Raw genomic sequence first — 19078 nt, 5'->3', positions numbered from 1 at the left:
TTTTTATAGTTTAGTTTTTTTGAAACCATCTCGTTAATTCGGGATGGTTTTTTTATATAAAAAAACGACTCCAATAACTTAGAGCCGTCTTTACAAAAACCAATAACTATTTAATCAATAAACTATAATTTATTTTCCAAACTTTGCCATCCACCACCATTCATCACATCAATACCATTGTTTTTCAAAATTGATGCAGCTTGCGCACTTCTCATTCCGCTTCTACAACATACAATAACAGGTTTTTCTAATCTTTTAATTTCATTAACTTTAGAAAAAATGTTGTCTAACGGAATATTCTTAGAGTTCTTAATATGGCCTTCTCTAAACTCACCAACAGTTCTTACGTCAATAATAACAGCACCTTTGTCCATATATTCTTTTACACTTTCCGATTTTCCACCTAAACCTAACATACTTAATAATCCCATGTTTTATATTTTTAATTTGTTTTCTATTTCAGATTTCTAAAGCAAAATTAATGGTATACATCCTATAAAGTTGTAACAAAAGTTACCCAAGTCAAAAAAATCTTTATATTTGATTCGTATGAAGATTACCGACCGCAAAACCGAAATCGTAAACGTATCCGCAAAACTTTTTAAAGAAAAAGGTTATAGTGCAGTAACCATGCGTGACATCGCTCAAGCTATGGACATCAAAGCCGCAAGTTTGTATAATCACATCAAGTCCAAGCAAGAAATTCTAGTCTTAATCATTATCGAAATTGCCGAAGAATTTACCAACGTAATGAACGAAATAGTAGATTCTGAAATCACTTCCACACAAAAAATCGAACGAGTAATAGATTTACATATTGATATTACACTCAGAAATCCTGATGCATTAGCTTGCCTAAACAACGATTGGATGCATCTAGAAGATAACGATTTAAAATATTTCATTAAAATGCGGAATGACTACGAACAAAACTTCCGAAACATTGTAAAAAGAGGAATTTTAAATAATGAAATCGTAAATCTAAACATCGAAGTTATCATCTTTTCTACATTGTCAACCTTAAGAACACTTTACATTTGGTATGATAAAACCAAAAGCCTAAACGAAAAAGTCTTAAAAAACAACATGAAAAAGGTATTGCTAAATGGGATTATTTAGTTTGTTACAATTTTAATTTTCAAATTTTCAATCTTTGTATCAAAAAAGCTTACGTTAAAACAATTGTTAACGATTAAATAAAAATTACAACGTTTTCGTAACATATTAAAATTTTCACTAAATTTGCATAACAAACTAACAAGTGTTAGTTAAAAATTATTCAGTGGTTATGTCAAAATTTCACAGCATAAAAATTGCCGATATTTACAAGGAAACCAAAGATTGTTCCGTGCTTTCTTTTGAGATTCCAGAAGAATTAAAGCAAGAATTTCAATACAAGCCAGGGCAACATCTTACGCTAAAAGCGATGATTGACGGTGAAGATGTGCGTCGTTATTATTCATTATGTTCGTCTCCAATCGAAGATAAATGGAAAGTAGCCGTTAAAAAAATCAATGGAGGATTGTTCTCAACCTACGTAAACGAAACGTTAAAAAGTGGTGATATCCTAGAAATAATGCCACCAAGCGGAAAGTTTAATGTAGAAATCGATACACAAAAAGCCAAAAATTACATAGCATTTGCAGCAGGAAGCGGCATCACGCCAATTCTGTCAATAATAAAAACACATTTAAAATCAGAGCCAAACAGCACTTTTAAATTATTTTATTTAAATCGTTCCGTAAAATCCATTATCTTTAAAGAAGAAATTGAACAGCTTAAAAACTTGTATTTCAATCGTTTCGAAATTTTTCATTTCCTAACCAAAGAACATCGAGCATCCGAATTGTTTAATGGAAGATTCACAAAAGAAAAAATCCAGGTTTTAACCGAAAAAATAATCGACATTCCAGCAACCGACGATTGTTTCATCTGCGGACCAGAAGATATGATTTTCCTCTTACGCGACGAATTAAAAGCTGCCGGATTAGATAGCGATAAAATACATTACGAGTTGTTCACTTCCGGAATTTCCGAAGAAGACAAAAAACGAATTCAAAGAATAGTAGAAAATAAAGTAAACGGAACCGACATCACCATCATCGACGGCGGAAAAGAATTCCATTTCGTGATGGACGAAGCCTACGACAACATTCTCGATGGAGCATTAGCCGCTGGAGCCGATTTACCATTTGCCTGCAAAGGCGGTGTATGCAGCACCTGCAAATGCAAAGTTTTAGAAGGAGAAGTAGAAATGAAAGTCAATTACGCACTAGACGCACACGAAGTCGCCAAAGGATTGGTTTTGAGCTGTCAAGCCGTTCCAACAACCGACAAAGTAGTAGTCGATTTTGGCGTGTAATGTAGGCTGAGCTTGTCGAAGTCAGGAGCGAATGGCTCGGGCATTTTTGCAATCCATTTTCCTGCTTTCCGCAGTATCTTTTTTTGCAAAAAAGGATACTTGCTCCAATCAGGGCTAGAAAGCAAACGAATTGAATAAAATTTAGAAATAAAAAACAACAAAATCTTAATGAACCTTAATAGCTTAATGGTTCAAAAAGAAAAAATATAATTTGCGAATTTGCGGTAAATAATAATCAGTGTAAATCTGTATAATCCGTTAAATCCGTGGCAAAAAAATAAAACAATAATCGTTCAAAGTTACTGCAAAGTAAAGTATTACGGCGACTGAACACTGAACACTAATTCAAAAAAGTATGTCAGAAAAAGAAGTAAAAAATTTAGAAGCAATTTTCGACGCAAGAATAGATCGTGACGAAAAAATCGAGCCCAAAGATTGGATGCCCGAAAAATACCGTCAAACACACATTCGTCAAATTTCTCAACACGCACATTCCGAAATCGTAGGAATGCTACCAGAAGGAAATTGGATAACACGTGCACCATCGTTAAAACGAAAAGTAGCACTTTTAGCAAAAATTCAAGACGAAGCCGGACACGGATTATACCTATATTCTGCTTGTGAAACTTTAGGCGTATCACGCGAAGAATTATACGAACAATTACATTCTGGAAAAGCAAAATATTCCAGTATTTTCAATTATCCAACGCTAACTTGGGCCGATATGGGTGCCATTGGTTGGCTAGTTGATGGTGCTGCTATTATCAATCAAGTGCCTTTATGTTCAACTTCTTTCGGACCATACGCAAGAGCAATGGTTCGTGTTTGTAAAGAAGAAAGTTTCCACCAACGTCAAGGTTTTCAAATTATGATGACCTTAGCAGAAGGAACTCCAGAGCAAAAAGAAATGGCGCAAGATGCATTAAACCGTTGGTGGTGGCCAGCATTAATGATGCTCGGACCATTAGATGCTGAATCAGTTCATACCGAACAATCAATGAAATGGAAACTAAAACGTAAAAGCAACGACGATTTGCGTCAACAATTTGTAGACCAAACCGTTCCTCAAGCTAAAATGATTGGTTTAACCATTCCAGATCCAGATTTAAAATGGAACGAAGAAAAACAATCCTATGATTTTGGAGAAATGAATTGGGACGAATTTTGGCAAGTTGTAAAAGGCCACGGACCATGTAATAAAGAACGTATCTCAGCAAGAGTTAACGCTTGGGAAAAAGGAAAATGGGTTCGCGACGCCGCAATGGCATACGCCGAAAAACAAGCAAACAAAGAAGTAAAACAAGCAATATAAAATAGTTCACAGTCACAGTTTTCAGTCTTCAGACTGCCAACTGCGACTGCGACTGAAAACTATAAGAGTATGAAGAATTGGCCACTTTGGGAAGTATTTATAAGAAGTAAAAACGGATTAGAACACCGCCATTGCGGAAGTTTACACGCAAGCGATGCAACTATGGCATTAGAAAACGCACGCGATGTTTACACACGACGTATGGAAGGTGTAAGTATTTGGGTTGTTCCATCAGCGCAAATCACAGCTTCAAATCCAGACGACAGCGCCGAACTTTTCGATCCAGCAAAAGACAAAGCGTACCGTCATCCAACATTCTATGAATTGCCTGATGAATTAAAACACATGTAGAATTTGTTTTCAATTAAATCTAAATAGGTTTAAAAGTAATTTAAATTCGTGAAATTTATTTAACACAATGAATTCATACTAATTCGTGCAATTCGTGTCAAAAACAAAAAAATGAACAACAATTTAATTCAATACATATACGGAATTGCAGATAATTCTCTAATTCTAGGACAACGTCTCGGTGAACTTTGCGGTCACGGACCAAGTCTAGAAACAGATATTGCAATGACCAATATTTCTTTAGATTTATTCGGTCAAGTACGTAGTTATTTTCAATATGCGGCCAAATTAATCGGAGGCGATGCCACAGAAGATACAATCGCTTTCTTAAGAAAAGAAAGAGAATATAAAAACGTTTTGTTGGTCGAACAACCTAATCAAGATTTTGCTTATTCTATTGCAAGACAGTTTCTATTTGATGTCTATCATTTATTAGTATTAGAAGAATTGCAAAACAGCAAAGACGAAACATTATCGGCTATTGCTAAAAAAAGTATCAAAGAAGTTTCCTATCACACAAGATTTTCTTCCGATTGGATCAGAAGATTAGGCGACGGAACCGAAGAAAGTCATAACAAAATCCAAATAGCAATCAACGATTTATGGATTTTTACTGACGAATTATTCCACCAAACCGACGCAGATAAAGCAATGGTTGCGGACGGAATAGGAGTAGATGTAACACTTTTGAAATCAAATTATTTTAAAAAAGTAAACGAAATTTTAGAAGAAGCAACATTGCAAATTCCAACAATAGAATACTTCCAAAAAGGAGGAAAACAAGGAATTCACAGCGAACATATGGGATATCTTTTAGCACAAATGCAATACATGCAATTAGCTTATCCAAATATGAATTGGTAAATGATTAACGATTGTTGAATGTTGATTTTTGATTTAAGAACTTCTAAAATCAAAATTCGTTAATCTTCAATCAGACAAATCTTTATGACAGAAACAACAGAACATATCGACCAAAAACTCTTCGAAATACTAGAAACAGTATCCGATCCAGAAATTCCAGTACTATCAATAATGGAAATGGGAGTAGTACGTTCTGCTAAAATAATAAACGGAATTGTTGAAGTTCAAATCACACCAACCTACAGCGGTTGCCCAGCAATGGATGTAATTGGAGATGACATAAAATTAGCATTCAAACAAAAAGGCTACGAAGCCAAAATAGAACTAATCCTTTCGCCAGCTTGGACAACCGATTGGATTACTCCAAAAGGCAGAGCAGCATTAGAAAAATACGGAATTGCTTCTCCATTATCAGAATCAGCCGATAAAGAAGCACTTCTTGGAAATAAAAAAGTAGTGAAATGTCCGCAATGCAGTTCATTCAATACAAAATTAGTAAGTCAATTTGGTTCCACAGCTTGCAAAGCATTTTTCCAATGTGAAGATTGCCTAGAACCATTCGACTACTTTAAATGTTTAAAATAAATTCCCATGAAAATGGGAATCTTTTGAAATCAAACCCATAAAGAAACTTAATTTCTTAATGGTTTAAAAATTAAAATAAGGTATGAGCAATTCAATAGAACTAAAAATTGAAAACAACGTCGCGTGGATATCACTCAACAGACCCGAAGTTTTCAATAGTTTCAATCGAGAAATGGCGTTTCTGTTACAAGAAACTCTAGACAATTGTGCAAACAATACAAATGTCCGTGCAATAGTAATCACCGGAAACGGAAAAGCATTTTGCGCCGGACAAGACCTAAAAGAAGTAACCGATCCAGAATTAAATCCAGGTTTCAGAAAAATATTGGAAGAACACTACAATCCAATCATCCAAAAAATTAGAAACATCGAAAAGCCAATTATTGGTGCTGTAAATGGTGTTGCAGCTGGAGCTGGAGCAAACATTGCTTTAGCCTGTGATATTGTAGTAGCATCAGAACAAGCAATTTTTATTCAAGCTTTTAGTAAAATTGGATTGATTCCGGACAGCGCAGGGACATTCTTTTTGCCTCGTTTAATTGGTTTCCAAAAAGCTTCAGCATTAATGATGTTAGGCGACAAGGTTTCATCAGTAGAAGCCTTAAATATGGGTATGATTTATAAAATTTTCCCTACCGGATTATTCGATGAAGAAGTAATGACTTTAGCAACCACTTTAGCTCAAATGCCAACAAAAGCAATCGGTTTAACCAAAAGATTATTAAATCAATCAATGACAAACAATCTAGAACAACAACTAGCTTTAGAATCAGATTTACAAATCGAAGCCAGTTCGTCCAACGATTACAAAGAAGGAGTAACCGCTTTCGTAGAAAAAAGAAAACCCGAATTCAAAGGAAATTAAAGTTCCGTAGGAACAAAATATAGGTAGCATGAAAATCGCAATAATAGGTTCAGGAACAATGGGAAGTGGCATCGCGCAAGTTGCCGCAACAGCAGGTTGTGAAGTAAAAATTTACGACACCAATCTCGATGCGCTTGCCAAAAGCAAATCCAATCTCGAAAATACCTTATCTAAATTAGTCGAGAAAACTAAAATAGACGAGCACGAAAAATTCCGAATCGAAAACAATATTTCCTATGCACACACATTAGGAGAGTTATCACATTCCGATTTAGTCATCGAAGCCATCTTAGAAAATCTTGAAGTCAAACGAAAATTATTTTCTGAATTAGAAAATTATGTCTCGCCCGAAACTATATTAGCATCCAATACGTCTTCATTATCAATAGCTTCCATTGCTGCTTCTTGTCAAAAACCAGAACGCGTCATTGGAATTCACTTTTTTAATCCAGCACCATTAATGCAATTGGTTGAGGTAATTCCAGCGGTTCAAACCAGCGAAAAAGTACTCCAAAAATCAGTGCAAACCATCTCCGATTGGAAAAAAGTAGTTGCCGTTGCTAAAGACACTCCAGGATTTATAGTAAACCGTGTCGCAAGACCTTTTTACAGCGAAAGTTTACGAATTTACGAGGAAGGTGTAGCCGATTTTGCAACAATCGATTGGGCTTTAAAAACCATCGGAAATTTCAAAATGGGACCTTTTGAACTTATGGATATGATAGGCCACGATGTAAATTATGTCGTAACCGAAACCGTATTCACAGCCTTCTATTTCGACCCAAAATTCAAACCATCATTCACACAAAAAAGATTGTTGGAAGCAGGATTTCTCGGAAGAAAGTCGGGAAGAGGATTTTATGATTACAACAAAGAATTACCAAAACCAATAGAAGATTTAACATTAGCCAAAAGCATTTTCGAAAGAGTAATCGTAATGCTAATAAACGAAGCTGCTGACACATTCTTTTTAAACATAGCATCTGCCAAAGACATAGACAATGCAATGACCAAAGGAGTAAATTACCCAAAAGGATTACTCGCTTGGGCAGACGAACTCGGAATCAATTGGTGCGTAGAAAAACTAGACGAATTATACAACGAATACCACGAAGATCGATACCGATGCAGTCCAATTTTGCGACGAATGTCAAAATCAAATAAAAACTTCATATCCTAACAGGTTTCCAAAACCTGTTAGGTATTATCAATAAAATATGGAAGGAACAAAAATACCATACAAAATGTTGTCTCAAGACGCTTATAGCCAATGGCTCGGCATCGAAATTCTCGAATGCGAAATCGGTCGTTGCAAAGTAGCCATGACAGTTCGCAAAGAAATGCTCAACAGTATGTTCAAAGCCCATGGTGGAATCACTTATTCATTGGCCGACACCGCTTTTGGATTCGCTGCCAATACACACGGTAAATTTTCTGTTTCCATCGAAACCTCAATAAACCATATCGAAGCCGTTATCGAAGGCGATTATTTAACAGCCGAGTCAGTGATAGAAAAAGTAAATAACAAATTAGGGTTCAATATAATAGAAGTAAAACGAGGCGACGAATTAGTAGCGCTTTTTAAAGGTGTCGTTTATCGCACCCAAAAAGATTGGGAAGAATAGAAACTGTCAGGCTGAGCTTGTCGAAGTCAGGAGCGAATGGCTCGGGCATTTTCAGTAATGGCAATTCCTGCTTTCCGTTCCAAGTCCCGAAAAAATCGGGAGCTTTCCTCTCCAATCAGGGCTAAATAGTAAATGTATTGAATAGATAATAAAATAAAAAACAAAAATAAGTTCAAAGTTGAGCAACTGAAAACTGCCAACTGAAAACTGCCAACTGAAATATGGAAGCATACATAATAGACGGAGTAAGAACTCCAATCGGAAGTTACCAAGGAACACTAGCATCGGTTCGACCTGATGATTTAGGAGCTTTGGTAATCAAATCCGTAGTAGAAAAAAATCCAAACATTCCAAAAGAAGCTTATGACGACGTAATCATAGGTTGTGCCAATCAAGCCGGAGAAGACAATCGTAATGTTGCTAGAATGTCATTACTATTAGCAGAATTACCATATTCTGTTCCAGGCGAAACGGTAAATCGTTTATGCAGTTCAGGTTTATCAGCAATAATCCAAGCCAATCGCGCCATAAAAGCAGGCGACGGACATATCTTCATAGCAGGCGGAATCGAAAACATGACACGCGGACCATTAGTAGTTTCAAAGCCATCATCAGCTTACGGAACCGATTCTAAAATGTACGACACTAGTTTTGGATGGAGATTTATAAATCCAAAACTACACGCAATGTACGGCACAGACGCAATGGGTGAAACTGCCGAAAATTTGGTAGAAAAATACAACATCACTCGTGAAGATCAAGATGCGTTTGCTTTAAATAGTCAACAAAAAGCAACTGCAGCACAAACTTCAGGAAGATTAGCCAAAGAAATTGTTACTGTTGAAATTCCTCAACGAAAAGGCGATGCAATTCAGTTTTCAAAAGACGAATTCATCAAACCAACCACTTCAATGGAAGGTTTATCAAAGTTACGTCCAGCCTTCAAAAAAGACGGAAGTGTAACTGCAGGAAATGCGTCAGGATTAAATGACGGAGCTTGCGCAACAATCATTGCATCAGAAGAAGCTGTAAAAAAATACAACCTAAAACCATTGGCTCGAATAGTAAGTTCATCGGTAGTAGGAGTAGAACCAAGAATCATGGGAATTGGTCCAGTAGAAGCCACCAAAAAAGCACTAGAAAAAGCCAATTTAACATTAGATCAAATCGACATAATAGAATTAAACGAAGCTTTTGCAGCACAAAGTATAGCGTGCATTCGCGAATTAGGATTAAAAGACAACGATCCAAGAATAAATCCAAACGGTGGCGCAATCGCAATCGGACATCCATTAGGAGTTACCGGTGCAAGAATAGCCTATTCAGCAGCCTTAGAATTACAACTAACAGGAAAACGATACGCATTAATCACAATGTGCATCGGCGTTGGACAAGGCTACGCCGCAATTATCGAACGCGTAGCTGAATAGCCGTTGGCTTTAGCCAATGGAAAAAATGGAAAAAATGGAAAAAATGGAAAAAAAAGACATAAAGATTTTTATTTAAATATAAAAGCTCCGTAGGAGCGACATATTGGTAATATGAACAAAACACAACATTACGTACAAGGAAAATGGACGTCAGCAACCGGAGAAGGAAAACCTTCTTTTGATGCAGTAACAGGAGAATTCATCGCAGAAACTTCTGTTGAAGGATTAGATATTCCAGCCATTTTACACTACGGAAGAACCAAAGGCGGTGAAAAACTCCGCAAAATGACCTTCCAAGAACGTGGCAATATGATTAAAAGTTTGGCGATGTATTTAACCAAACGCAAAGAAGCTTTCTACGAAATCAGTTACCGAACCGGTGCCACTCGCGTCGATTCGTGGATTGACATCGAAGGTGGTTTCGGAAACTTATATGCCAATGCATCGTTACGAAAATTATTCCCTAACCAATCGTATCACGTAGAAGGCGATCCAATCGATTTGTCAAAAGGCGGTCGATTTATGGCGCATCATATTTTGGTTCCGAAAAAAGGAGTTGCCATTCACATTAACGCTTTCAATTTCCCAATTTGGGGAATGTTAGAAAAGTGTGCTTGCAATTGGATGGCCGGAATGCCAGCTGTTGTTTTGCCAGCGCCAGTTACAGCTTATTTAACAGAAGCTGTTGTAAGAGAAATTATTGCGTCAAATATTTTGCCAGAAGGCGCATTACAATTAATTTCAGGAACTGCTAAAAATATTTTCGATACTGTTGAAAGCCAAGACGTAATCACATTTACTGGTTCGGCAACAACAGGAAGATTATTAAAAACACATCCAAGATTAATACAAGAATCAGTACCGTTTACAATGGAAGCTGACTCATTAAACGCATCCATTTTAGGAGAAGATGCCGTACCAGGAACTCCAGAATTCGATTTATTCATCAACCAAGCTCGAAGCGAAATTACCGTAAAAGCCGGACAAAAATGTACCGCAATTCGTAGAATGATTGTTCCAGAAAAACTGATGGATGACGTTCAATCGGCTCTTTCAAAATCATTAGACAAAGTTGCTATCGGTGATCCAAGATTGAAAGAAGTACGAATGGGAGCATTGGTAAGCAAAGACCAAGTTGATGTCCTAAAAGGAAGAGTACAAGAATTATCAAAATCTGCCAAAATAGTTTATGGCGATTTAGAAAAAACCAACATAATCGGAGCCGATGAAAAAGGCGCTTTCATTAGCCCAATTTTACTTCGCGAAGACAATCCGTTCCAAAATGTAGCCGTTCACGAAACCGAGGCATTTGGACCAGTTTCAACAATAATGCCCTACAAAAATCTTGACGAAGCTATCGAATTAGCCCAAATGGGTAAAGGTTCATTAGTGTCGTCAATCGTTACAAATTCTGACGAAATTGCCAAAGAATATGTTGTAAATGCAGCATCACACCACGGAAGAATTTTAGTTCTAAATCGTGAAAACGCCAAACAAAGTACAGGTCACGGTTCGCCATTGCCATTATTGGTTCACGGTGGTCCAGGTCGCGCTGGTGGCGGAGAAGAAATGGGTGGCGTTCGCGGAATCAAACATTATATGCAACGTTGCGCCATTCAAGGTTCGCCAACAACTTTAACGGAAATCACAGGAATTTATCAAGCGAATTCGGCCTATAAAGAAATCACTCAACATCCATTTCAATACCATTGGGAAGACATCCAACCCGGAATGTCATTGCGAACTCACAACAGAACGGTTACCGATACCGATATCATTAATTTTGCCAACATCACTTGGGATCATTTTTACGCACACACCGATATTACATCGCTTGATGGAAGTATTTTCAAAAAACGAACAGCTCACGGCTACTTCATTTTAGCAGCAGCAGCAGGTTTGTTCGTGTATCCAAATAAAGGTCCAGTTGCCGCTAATTACGGATTAGAAGAATGTCGTTTCTTACGACCAATTTACCACAATGATACGGTTTATGTACGTTTAACGTGTAAACAAAAAGTAGATAGAGATGTAGCTTCTGCCGAACATCCAAGCGGAATAGTAAAATGGTTCGTAGAAGTTTTTGATACCGAAAACGAATTGGTAGCAGTAGCCACAATCCTAACAATGGTTCAGAAAAAACAAGAGGTTTTCGTTGAAATGATTGATGAAAAAATAGCAGAATGTTTGAATAAACTAACCGAAAATACTAAACCAAGTTGGGGAATTTTAACGCCACAACATTTGTTAGAACATTTGGAACAAGGTTACAGAATTATGTCAGGAGAAATTCAAGATTTTGAAATAGCAACTCCCGAAAAGATTTTGGATAAAGTGCATAATTCGTTATACAATTACGATAAATTCCCAATGGGAACCAAGTTTCCAACGATGAAAAAAGACGAATTAGAAGATTTAATTCATCCAGATTTCGAAACAGCCAAAGCCAAATTTTTTGAAGCAAGAGAACAATATATAACCTTTTTCAAGGAAAATCCTGAAGCCGTTCTAAAGAACATGGTTTTCGGAGAAATGAATAAATACGCGTCTTATCTGTTAGAACGAAAGCATTTAAACCATCACTTTGAACAATTTGGATTAATTTAAAAATGAAAACTTAGCGAGCCTTGCGAAAACCTCGCGACTTTGCGGTTAAATAAAAATATGGAAGCATACGTAAAACAAGAAATACAAAACAACATCGCCACCATCGAGTTTTTTCATCCAGAACAAAACTCATTGCCTAGCGATATATTAGCACAATTAGCCAACACAATAACAGAAGTTGGAAATAATTCAGAAGTTAAAGTAATTATCCTAAAAAGTGGTGGCGATAGAACATTTTGCGCCGGAGCCAGTTTTCAAGAACTAATTTCCATCAACGATGCCGCAACCGGAAAAATATTTTTCTCCGGATTTGCAAACGTAATCAACGCAATGAGAAAATGTCCAAAATTCATCATCGGAAGAATTCAAGGAAAAACTGTTGGTGGCGGAGTAGGAATAGCTGCATCAACCGATTATTGTATGGCAACTAAATTTGCAGCCATAAAATTATCAGAACTAAATGTCGGAATCGGACCATTCGTAGTCTCACCAGCCATCGAGAGAAAAATGGGAGTTTCGGCAATGTCACAAATCGCAATTGATGCCAACACATTTTATGAAGCCAATTGGGCAAAAGAAAAAGGATTGTTTTCACAAGTATTCGAAAATATAGAAGAAATGGACGAAGCCGTTCAAAAATTCGCCGAACATTTATGTACCTACAATCCTGAAGCCATGCTTGAGATGAAAAAGGTTTTTTGGAGAGGAACAGAAGATTGGGATAATTTATTAGCCGAAAGAGCAGCAATAAGTGGAAGGTTAGTATTGTCTGATTTTACAAAAGAAACGTTGAAGAAGTTTAAATAGAAGTGAATAGTAATTAGTGAATAGTAAATAGAAATGCCAAAAATTGAAAATTTATATTTAAAAAATGCGCTGTTTACAATAGGATTTTATCTTTTGTTGTTGATTGCAAGTTACTTTTTAGATATTATTTCTCCATCAGGACCATGTGTTCCAGGATTAGGTGCGGCAATTTTGTTAGGATTACCATTTATAAGTGGGTTAATGTTGACAATAAATATTTTTAGATACTTTCTTTATAAAAAAGAGTTGATATCATCAATTATTATTCATTTTTTAATTTTCATTTCATTATTAATTTTCATTAAAACATTATAAAGAGGAAAAGCTAATCACTAATTACTCTTCACTAATAACTAAAAAATGATATACGAATTCAAAGGGTTCATCCCAGTAATACACGAAAGTAGTTTTATCCATCCGCAAGCAGCGGTAACGGGTAACGTGATTATTGGAAAAAATGTTTATGTTGGTCCAGGCGCTGCGATTCGTGGCGATTGGGGAGAAATCATTATTGAAGATGGCTGTAACGTTCAAGAGAATTGTACGATTCATATGTTTCCAGGAAAGACAATGGTTTTGAAAGCCGGAGCACACATCGGTCACGGAGCGATTATTCACGGAGCTAACATCGGAGCTAATTGCCTTGTAGGAATGAACGTTGTAATTATGGATGACGTAAATGTTGGCGATGAATGTATAATTGGCGCATTAAGTTTCATAAAAGCCGGAATGCAAATCCCAAACCGAAAAATGGTAGTAGGAAATCCAGCAACAATTATAAAAGATGTTTCCGATGAAATGATTGATTGGAAAACCAAAGGAACCGCTTTATATCAGCAATTACCAAAGGAATGTTATGAAACCTTAAAAGCCGTTGAACCGTTGCGACAAATTCCAGCCAATCGACCAACACAAGAAGCATTTTATAAAACATTAGAAGAATTTAAAAAAAAGTGATTAGTATTCAGTGGTCAGTTTGCAGAAATGCAAGACTGAACACTGAACACTGAACACTGAATACTATATAAATGATAACAGAATTCAAAATGCCCAAGATGGGTGAAAGTATATCCGAGGCAACAATAATAAGTTGGTTGAAAAACGTGGGTGATTTTGTAGAAGCCGAAGAAACCATTCTAGAAGTCGCTACCGATAAAGTCGATAGTGATGTACCTGCGCCAGTTTCGGGAATAATCACTGAAATTCGTTTTCAAAAAGATGACGTCGTTGAAGTTGGAACCATTCTGGCATTGATAGATTCAAGTCAGGTTTCAGATGGCAGTCAGCAGATTTTAACGAAAGTAGAAAATAGTCAAGAAATTAGAAAGAAAGCAGAAATTGTTTCAAATACACAACCCGAAACCCGAAACTCGAAACCCGAAACTCGCAACCCTGACGCTTTCATTTCACCATTAATAATATCAATAGCCCAAAAAGAAAACCTTTCAATTGAAGAATTACAAACTATTCCAGGTTCAGGAACAGATGGGCGTTTGCAAAAAAGTGATGTTTTTAATTATTTGAAAAACCGTAAATATCCTATTCAGTCAAAACCGATAACCGACAACCGACAACCGACAACTTCTTCCTATCCAAAGCCAAAAATTAATTTTGTAGAAGGAAAAGACCGAATTATAGAAATGGACAGAATGCGCAAAATGATTGCGGATCACATGGTTTATTCTAAGCAAACTTCGCCACACGTAACTTCTTACATTGAAGTGGATGTCACGAATTTGGTAAATTGGAGAAATGAAAACAAAGATAAATTTCAAGAAAAGCACAACGAGAAACTAACTTTTACACCAGTTTTTGTTCAAGCTGTAGCAAAAGCTGTAGCCGATTTTCCAATGATAAATGTTTCTGTGGATGAGAAAAATATTATCGTTCACAATGATATTAATATCGGAATGGCAACCGCATTACCATCAGGAAATTTAATCGTTCCAGTGGTAAAAAATGCTAATGAAAAAGATCTAGTTACTTTAGCAAAAGATGTAAATAATTTGGCGGAAGCTTCTCGAAATAACCAATTAAAACCCGAACAAATTCAAGGAAGCACGTTCACTATTTCCAACGTAGGAACTTTTGGAAGTTTGATGGGAACACCAATTATAAACCAACCTGAAGTTGCCATTTTAGCATTAGGAATTATTAAAAAACGTCCCGAAGTTATCACAACAGAAAAAGGTGACGAAATCGCTATCAGAAGTATGATGTATCTTTCTCTTTCGTTCGACCATAGAGTAGTGGACGGATTTTTAGGAGGTTCATTCTTACGAAAAGTAGGTGATTATTTAGAACAATTTGACACAAACACAACAATATAACATTATGGAAACAATAATGACACAAGCAATAAAAATAACTAAAGTTTCACAATCAAGAGTTTCAGAGGTGAATCTTGAAAACATCACAATGGGAACTAATTTCACTGATCATATGTTTATTTGTGATTATGAAAATGGCGAATGGAGCAATCCAAGAATTGAACCATTGGCTTTGATTCCAACACATCCAGCAGCAATGGCTTTACATTACGGACAAGCTATTTTTGAAGGAATGAAAGCAACTTTAGGAAAAGACGGAACGCCATTATTATTTCGGCCTGATGAAAACGCAAAACGAATGAATTTTAGTGCCGATAGAATGGGAATGCCTTCATTTCCTGAAGATTTATTTGTAGAAGCCTTAAAACAATTCACTGCTTTAGAAAAAAATTGGATTCCAACTTCTACAGGAAGCGCTTTGTATTTGCGTCCGTTTATGTATGCTGATGAAGCGTTTATCGGAATGCGTGCCGCGACGAGTTTCAAATTCATCGTAATGGCATCGCCAGCAGGACCATTTTTTAGTAGAAAAATCAAATTATACGCAGAAAAAAAATATGTTCGTGCCGTAAATGGTGGAACCGGAGAAGCCAAAGCAGCTGGAAATTACGCTGCAGCCATTCGTCCAACAGAATATGCAAAAGCTAAAGGTTTTGACCAAGTGTTGTGGTTAGACGCACAAGATTTTGAATACATTCAAGAAGTGGGAACAATGAATATTTTCTTCAAAATTGATGGAAAATTTATTACGCCAAGTTTAACAGGTTCGATTTTATCAGGAATTACCCGAATGAGTGTAATCGATTTATTAAGAAGTAAAGGATTTGAAGTAACCGAAAGACCAATAACCATTTCAGAAATCATAGAAGCATCTAAAAACGGCACTTTAGAAGAAGCCTTCGGAACAGGAACAGCAGTAGGAATCGCGATGGTAGAAGAAATTGGAAACAACGATTTATCAATCAAATTTCCAGAAGAAAATCCAGTTTCTGTGATGGTAAATGATACTTTGAATGCGATTAAAGTTCAAGATATCAAAGATGATTTTGGTTGGATTGTAGAAGCAAAATAAATATTTCAGGAACACAGATTTGAGAAATCAGAGAAATTTTAAAAATCTGTTTAATTTCTTAAATCTGTGTTCCAAAAAACGTACAGATTATCAAATCGAAAATAAATGTTAGACAAAAAAATACTAGAAAAAGCATTTTCAACGATGGCAACTGCCAAAGCCATGGCAACTTTGTATGAAGATAATTTCAAAATAGTTTCCAAATACGTACACGCTACTTCACGCGGACACGAAGCGATTCAAATTGCGATGGCGATGCAACTTTTGCCTCAAGATTATGCGTTTCCATATTACCGTGATGATGCAATGATGCTCGGAATCGGGATGCAACCTTACGATTTGATGTTGCAATTGATGGCAAAAAAAGACGACCCATTTTCGAGTGGACGAACCTATTATTGTCATCCAAGTTTGAAAGATGCTGATAAACCTAAAATTCCACATCAATCATCAGCAACCGGAATGCAAGCGATTCCATCAACTGGTGCAGCTATGGGATTTTGGTATAAAGAAAATATTGGAATTCAAGATGCTAATCAAGAGAAACCATTAGTTGTATGCTCGCTTGGTGACGCATCAGTTACTGAAGGAGAAATCGCCGAAGCCTTGCAAATGGCAGCTTTAAAACAACTTCCGATTTTGTATTTGGTACAAGATAATGGTTGGGATATTTCGGCAAATGCTGCTGAAACTCGTGCGCAAAATGCGTTCGAATATGCCAAAGGATTCCACGGAATTGAAGCCATTTCTATTGATGGAGCGAATTTTACAGAAAGTTATTTAGCGGTTCAAAAAGTAGTGAAAACCATTCGCGAAGAACGTCGTCCGTTTTTGGTTCATGCAAAAGTTCCTTTGTTGAATCATCATACTTCGGGAGTTCGAATGGAATGGTATCGAGACGATTTGGAAGAAGCTCAATCTCGAGATCCTTATCCGGTTTTAATAAAACAAATGTTGGATGCCGGATTTACACAACAAGAAATAGACCATCAATTGGCTGTGGCTTTAGCCACTGTCCAAAAAGATTTTGATAAAGCACAACTAGCAGAAGATCCAACTCCAGAAGATTTATTTACACACGATTTTGCTCCAACACCAATCACAGAAGAAGTTGGCGAAAGAAATCCGGAGCGTGAAGATAAAGTTGTGATGGTGGATTGCGCGCTTTTTGCTGTGGAAGAATTAATGAAAAAACACCAAGAATGTTTGCTTTACGGACAAGATGTAGGCGGACGTTTAGGTGGTGTTTTTCGTGAAGCAGCGACTTTAGCGCAAAAATTCGGAGATGATCGCGTTTTTAATACGCCAATTCAAGAAGCATTTATCGTTGGTTCAACAGTCGGAATGTCAGCTGTTGGTTTGAAACCGATTGTTGAGGTGCAATTTGCCGATTACATTTGGCCTGGATTGAATCAATTGTTTACCGAAGTGAGTCGCTCGTGTTATTTATCTAACGGAAAATGGCCTGTGAGTATGATTTTGCGTGTTCCAATTGGTGCTTACGGAAGTGGTGGACCTTATCATTCGTCGTCTGTAGAAAGCGTTTTGACAAACATTCGCGGAATAAAAATCGCGTATCCAAGCAATGGTGCCGACCTAAAAGGACTTTTGAAAGCTGCTTATTACGACCCAAATCCAGTTGTGATTTTGGAGCATAAAGGTTTATATTGGAGTAAAGTAAAAGGAACCGATGCAGCCAGAGTCAACGAACCAAGCGAAGATTACATTTTACCTTTCGGAAAAGCCAACATCGTTCAAGAAATTTGGGAACAGGAAACCGATGAAACTATTACGGTAATTACTTACGGAATGGGAGTTCATTGGGCGTTGAATGCTTCAGCAACGATTAAGAACCAAGTAGAAATTATTGATTTACGAACATTGTACCCACTTGATGAAGAAACTATCTTTAAATCGGTTAAAAAAGCTAAAAAATGTCTTGTAGTAACAGAAGAACCAACAAACAATTCCTTTGCTAGAAGTTTGGCTGGATTGATTCAAGAAAATTGTTTTAAATATCTTGATGCGCCAGTAATGGTTATAGGTTCAGAGAATATGCCTGCGATTCCATTAAATAGCACTTTGGAGTTTACCATGATTCCGAATGTGGATAAAGTGAAAGCTAAAATGGAAGAACTTTTGAACTATTAGTTCTTTTGAAATTCTGCCTCTATTCAATACAAAAACTATCTAGCCCTGATTGCAGTGGCACGAAGTATAACGGAAAGCAGGAAAATGGTAACCAAAAATATATAAACCATTCGCTCCTAATAATCATAAAAAAAACCTCCAATTAGGAGGTTTTCTTGTTTTATTTTTTTACACCTGGAGGATATTGCTCCAAAATTTTATCTACAAATTCTTTGATTCTTGCGTCTTTCTTTTCTGTGTCTTTGGTTAAGTAGCCGTTTCCTTCTCCTTGCCATACTAATTCTTTGGTTTTAGCATCGATTAGGTCAATGAATAATGTACCTTCGGGAGTTCTTGAAACGTTGGTGTAGTTCATTCCCATTCCCCACCAAGGATTCCAACCCCAACCAAATCCGTTGTTGTTGTAAATATCAATACGTTCCGTTTCTTTGGTAAAAATACTGATTAACAAATCGGGAGTTTCGCTTTTGGTAAAACCTTTCGCTGCTAATGCTTCATCAATCGAACGTAAAATTCGTTTTTTGTCCAAATCGGAAATTTCTACTTTATCTATGGCATTTTTGGAATACGCATAGGTTTTGTAGCTTTCGAAATTGGCTTTTTTGTCGTAATCAGAATTTACTCTAACCGAACTGCATGATGCTAAAACGAAGAGTAGAAGTAATGGTAAAAATTTTGTTGTTTTCATAGTATTTTATTTTTGTGTTTCAAGTTTGA

Annotated in this window: 19 protein-coding genes; 17 read left to right on the top strand and 2 right to left on the bottom strand. The window is 36.6% G+C overall.

All coding sequences use genetic code 11. The annotated features are described in order from the left end of the window. Nucleotides 1-122 precede the first annotated feature (122 nt). Nucleotides 123-431 carry a rhodanese-like domain-containing protein gene (locus ABD766_RS02760; protein ID WP_344815261.1) on the bottom strand — a complete coding sequence of 103 codons (309 nt, stop codon included), beginning with the start codon at nucleotides 429-431 and terminating at the stop codon, nucleotides 123-125. Between the two features lie 118 nt (nucleotides 432-549). On the opposite strand from ABD766_RS02760, the gene ABD766_RS02755 reads away from it, so the two are divergent. The 17 genes from ABD766_RS02755 (at nucleotide 550) to ABD766_RS02675 (ending at nucleotide 18361) form a co-directional block, all read left to right on the top strand. Further along, complete coding sequence (locus ABD766_RS02755) at nucleotides 550-1119, top strand: TetR/AcrR family transcriptional regulator (RefSeq protein ID WP_344815260.1); 570 nt, start codon at nucleotides 550-552, stop codon at nucleotides 1117-1119. Between the two features lie 169 nt (nucleotides 1120-1288). Then, a complete protein-coding gene (gene paaE, locus ABD766_RS02750; protein ID WP_344815259.1) occupies nucleotides 1289-2362 on the top strand; it encodes a 1,2-phenylacetyl-CoA epoxidase subunit PaaE in 1074 nt (357 codons plus the stop codon). A gap of 355 nt (nucleotides 2363-2717) precedes the next feature. Next, a complete protein-coding gene (gene paaA / locus ABD766_RS02745; protein ID WP_344815258.1) occupies nucleotides 2718-3674 on the top strand; it encodes a 1,2-phenylacetyl-CoA epoxidase subunit PaaA in 957 nt (318 codons plus the stop codon). A 69-nt stretch (nucleotides 3675-3743) separates the two neighbouring features. Beyond that, nucleotides 3744-4025 (top strand): 1,2-phenylacetyl-CoA epoxidase subunit PaaB, encoded by a 282-nt coding sequence (paaB, locus tag ABD766_RS02740; RefSeq protein WP_298177646.1) that lies wholly within the window; start codon nucleotides 3744-3746, stop codon nucleotides 4023-4025. 90 nt (nucleotides 4026-4115) lie between these two features. Continuing rightward, complete coding sequence (gene paaC / locus ABD766_RS02735) at nucleotides 4116-4889, top strand: 1,2-phenylacetyl-CoA epoxidase subunit PaaC (protein WP_344815393.1); 774 nt, start codon at nucleotides 4116-4118, stop codon at nucleotides 4887-4889. Between the two features lie 84 nt (nucleotides 4890-4973). Further along, the gene (paaD, locus tag ABD766_RS02730; RefSeq protein WP_344815257.1) at nucleotides 4974-5474 is read left to right on the top strand and encodes a 1,2-phenylacetyl-CoA epoxidase subunit PaaD; all 501 of its coding nucleotides are present in this window, start codon (nucleotides 4974-4976) and stop codon (nucleotides 5472-5474) included. An 82-nt stretch (nucleotides 5475-5556) separates the two neighbouring features. Beyond that, nucleotides 5557-6339, top strand: a complete 783-nt coding sequence (locus ABD766_RS02725; RefSeq protein ID WP_344815256.1) for an enoyl-CoA hydratase-related protein — start codon at nucleotides 5557-5559, stop codon at nucleotides 6337-6339. 28 nt (nucleotides 6340-6367) lie between these two features. Further along, nucleotides 6368-7519, top strand: a complete 1152-nt coding sequence (locus tag ABD766_RS02720) for a 3-hydroxyacyl-CoA dehydrogenase NAD-binding domain-containing protein (RefSeq protein WP_344815255.1) — start codon at nucleotides 6368-6370, stop codon at nucleotides 7517-7519. 37 nt (nucleotides 7520-7556) lie between these two features. After that, on the top strand, nucleotides 7557-7964 hold the full coding sequence (locus ABD766_RS02715; RefSeq protein WP_344815254.1) for a PaaI family thioesterase: 408 nt from the start codon (nucleotides 7557-7559) through the stop codon (nucleotides 7962-7964). 221 nt (nucleotides 7965-8185) lie between these two features. After that, entirely contained in the window at nucleotides 8186-9394 is a 1209-nt protein-coding gene (gene pcaF, locus ABD766_RS02710; protein WP_344815253.1) for a 3-oxoadipyl-CoA thiolase, read from the top strand. A gap of 111 nt (nucleotides 9395-9505) precedes the next feature. Beyond that, entirely contained in the window at nucleotides 9506-12001 is a 2496-nt protein-coding gene (gene paaZ, locus ABD766_RS02705) for a phenylacetic acid degradation bifunctional protein PaaZ (protein WP_344815252.1), read from the top strand. Nucleotides 12002-12058: 57 nt separating this feature from the next. Next, nucleotides 12059-12808 carry an enoyl-CoA hydratase/isomerase family protein gene (locus tag ABD766_RS02700; protein ID WP_344815251.1) on the top strand — a complete coding sequence of 250 codons (750 nt, stop codon included), beginning with the start codon at nucleotides 12059-12061 and terminating at the stop codon, nucleotides 12806-12808. 33 nt (nucleotides 12809-12841) lie between these two features. Continuing rightward, the gene (locus ABD766_RS02695; protein ID WP_344815250.1) at nucleotides 12842-13123 is read left to right on the top strand and encodes a hypothetical protein; all 282 of its coding nucleotides are present in this window, start codon (nucleotides 12842-12844) and stop codon (nucleotides 13121-13123) included. 45 nt (nucleotides 13124-13168) lie between these two features. Continuing rightward, complete coding sequence (locus tag ABD766_RS02690; RefSeq protein ID WP_344815249.1) at nucleotides 13169-13765, top strand: acyltransferase; 597 nt, start codon at nucleotides 13169-13171, stop codon at nucleotides 13763-13765. A 98-nt stretch (nucleotides 13766-13863) separates the two neighbouring features. Next, nucleotides 13864-15138: a dihydrolipoamide acetyltransferase family protein gene (locus ABD766_RS02685; RefSeq protein WP_425556547.1), complete on the top strand. Its 1275-nt coding sequence runs from the start codon at nucleotides 13864-13866 to the stop codon at nucleotides 15136-15138. A 4-nt stretch (nucleotides 15139-15142) separates the two neighbouring features. Next, a complete protein-coding gene (locus ABD766_RS02680) occupies nucleotides 15143-16210 on the top strand; it encodes a branched-chain amino acid aminotransferase (protein ID WP_344815247.1) in 1068 nt (355 codons plus the stop codon). A 105-nt stretch (nucleotides 16211-16315) separates the two neighbouring features. Further along, the gene (locus ABD766_RS02675; protein WP_344815246.1) at nucleotides 16316-18361 is read left to right on the top strand and encodes an alpha-ketoacid dehydrogenase subunit alpha/beta; all 2046 of its coding nucleotides are present in this window, start codon (nucleotides 16316-16318) and stop codon (nucleotides 18359-18361) included. 160 nt (nucleotides 18362-18521) lie between these two features. Here the strand turns inward: ABD766_RS02675 and ABD766_RS02670 are convergent, their stop codons facing one another. Continuing rightward, entirely contained in the window at nucleotides 18522-19049 is a 528-nt protein-coding gene (locus ABD766_RS02670) for a DUF4136 domain-containing protein (RefSeq protein WP_344815245.1), read from the bottom strand. Between the last annotated feature and the right edge of the window lie 29 nt (nucleotides 19050-19078).

This window comes from Flavobacterium cheonanense, from assembly GCF_039539185.1.
GTDB lineage: Bacteria > Bacteroidota > Bacteroidia > Flavobacteriales > Flavobacteriaceae > Flavobacterium > Flavobacterium cheonanense.
Note: the sequence above shows the minus strand (reverse complement) of the source record. Positions and strands in the feature narration are given on the sequence as shown.

Bases quoted from the DNA above. Each gene is read 5' to 3' on its own strand.
- ABD766_RS02760 (WP_344815261.1), bottom strand. From the start codon at position 431: ATGGGATTATTAAGTATGTTAGGTTTAGGTGGAAAATCGGAAAGTGTA.
- ABD766_RS02755 (WP_344815260.1), top strand. From the start codon at position 550: ATGAAGATTACCGACCGCAAAACCGAAATCGTAAACGTATCCGCAAAA.
- ABD766_RS02700 (WP_344815251.1), top strand. From the start codon at position 12,059: ATGGAAGCATACGTAAAACAAGAAATACAAAACAACATCGCCACCATC.
- ABD766_RS02725 (WP_344815256.1), top strand. From the start codon at position 5,557: ATGAGCAATTCAATAGAACTAAAAATTGAAAACAACGTCGCGTGGATA.
- pcaF (WP_344815253.1), top strand. From the start codon at position 8,186: ATGGAAGCATACATAATAGACGGAGTAAGAACTCCAATCGGAAGTTAC.
- ABD766_RS02680 (WP_344815247.1), top strand. From the start codon at position 15,143: ATGGAAACAATAATGACACAAGCAATAAAAATAACTAAAGTTTCACAA.
- ABD766_RS02720 (WP_344815255.1), top strand. From the start codon at position 6,368: ATGAAAATCGCAATAATAGGTTCAGGAACAATGGGAAGTGGCATCGCG.
- ABD766_RS02675 (WP_344815246.1), top strand. From the start codon at position 16,316: ATGTTAGACAAAAAAATACTAGAAAAAGCATTTTCAACGATGGCAACT.
- paaZ (WP_344815252.1), top strand. From the start codon at position 9,506: ATGAACAAAACACAACATTACGTACAAGGAAAATGGACGTCAGCAACC.
- ABD766_RS02715 (WP_344815254.1), top strand. From the start codon at position 7,557: ATGGAAGGAACAAAAATACCATACAAAATGTTGTCTCAAGACGCTTAT.
- paaA (WP_344815258.1), top strand. From the start codon at position 2,718: ATGTCAGAAAAAGAAGTAAAAAATTTAGAAGCAATTTTCGACGCAAGA.
- ABD766_RS02695 (WP_344815250.1), top strand. From the start codon at position 12,842: ATGCCAAAAATTGAAAATTTATATTTAAAAAATGCGCTGTTTACAATA.
- paaD (WP_344815257.1), top strand. From the start codon at position 4,974: ATGACAGAAACAACAGAACATATCGACCAAAAACTCTTCGAAATACTA.
- ABD766_RS02690 (WP_344815249.1), top strand. From the start codon at position 13,169: ATGATATACGAATTCAAAGGGTTCATCCCAGTAATACACGAAAGTAGT.
- paaE (WP_344815259.1), top strand. From the start codon at position 1,289: ATGTCAAAATTTCACAGCATAAAAATTGCCGATATTTACAAGGAAACC.
- paaB (WP_298177646.1), top strand. From the start codon at position 3,744: ATGAAGAATTGGCCACTTTGGGAAGTATTTATAAGAAGTAAAAACGGA.
- ABD766_RS02670 (WP_344815245.1), bottom strand. From the start codon at position 19,049: ATGAAAACAACAAAATTTTTACCATTACTTCTACTCTTCGTTTTAGCA.
- ABD766_RS02685 (WP_425556547.1), top strand. From the start codon at position 13,864: ATGGGTGAAAGTATATCCGAGGCAACAATAATAAGTTGGTTGAAAAAC.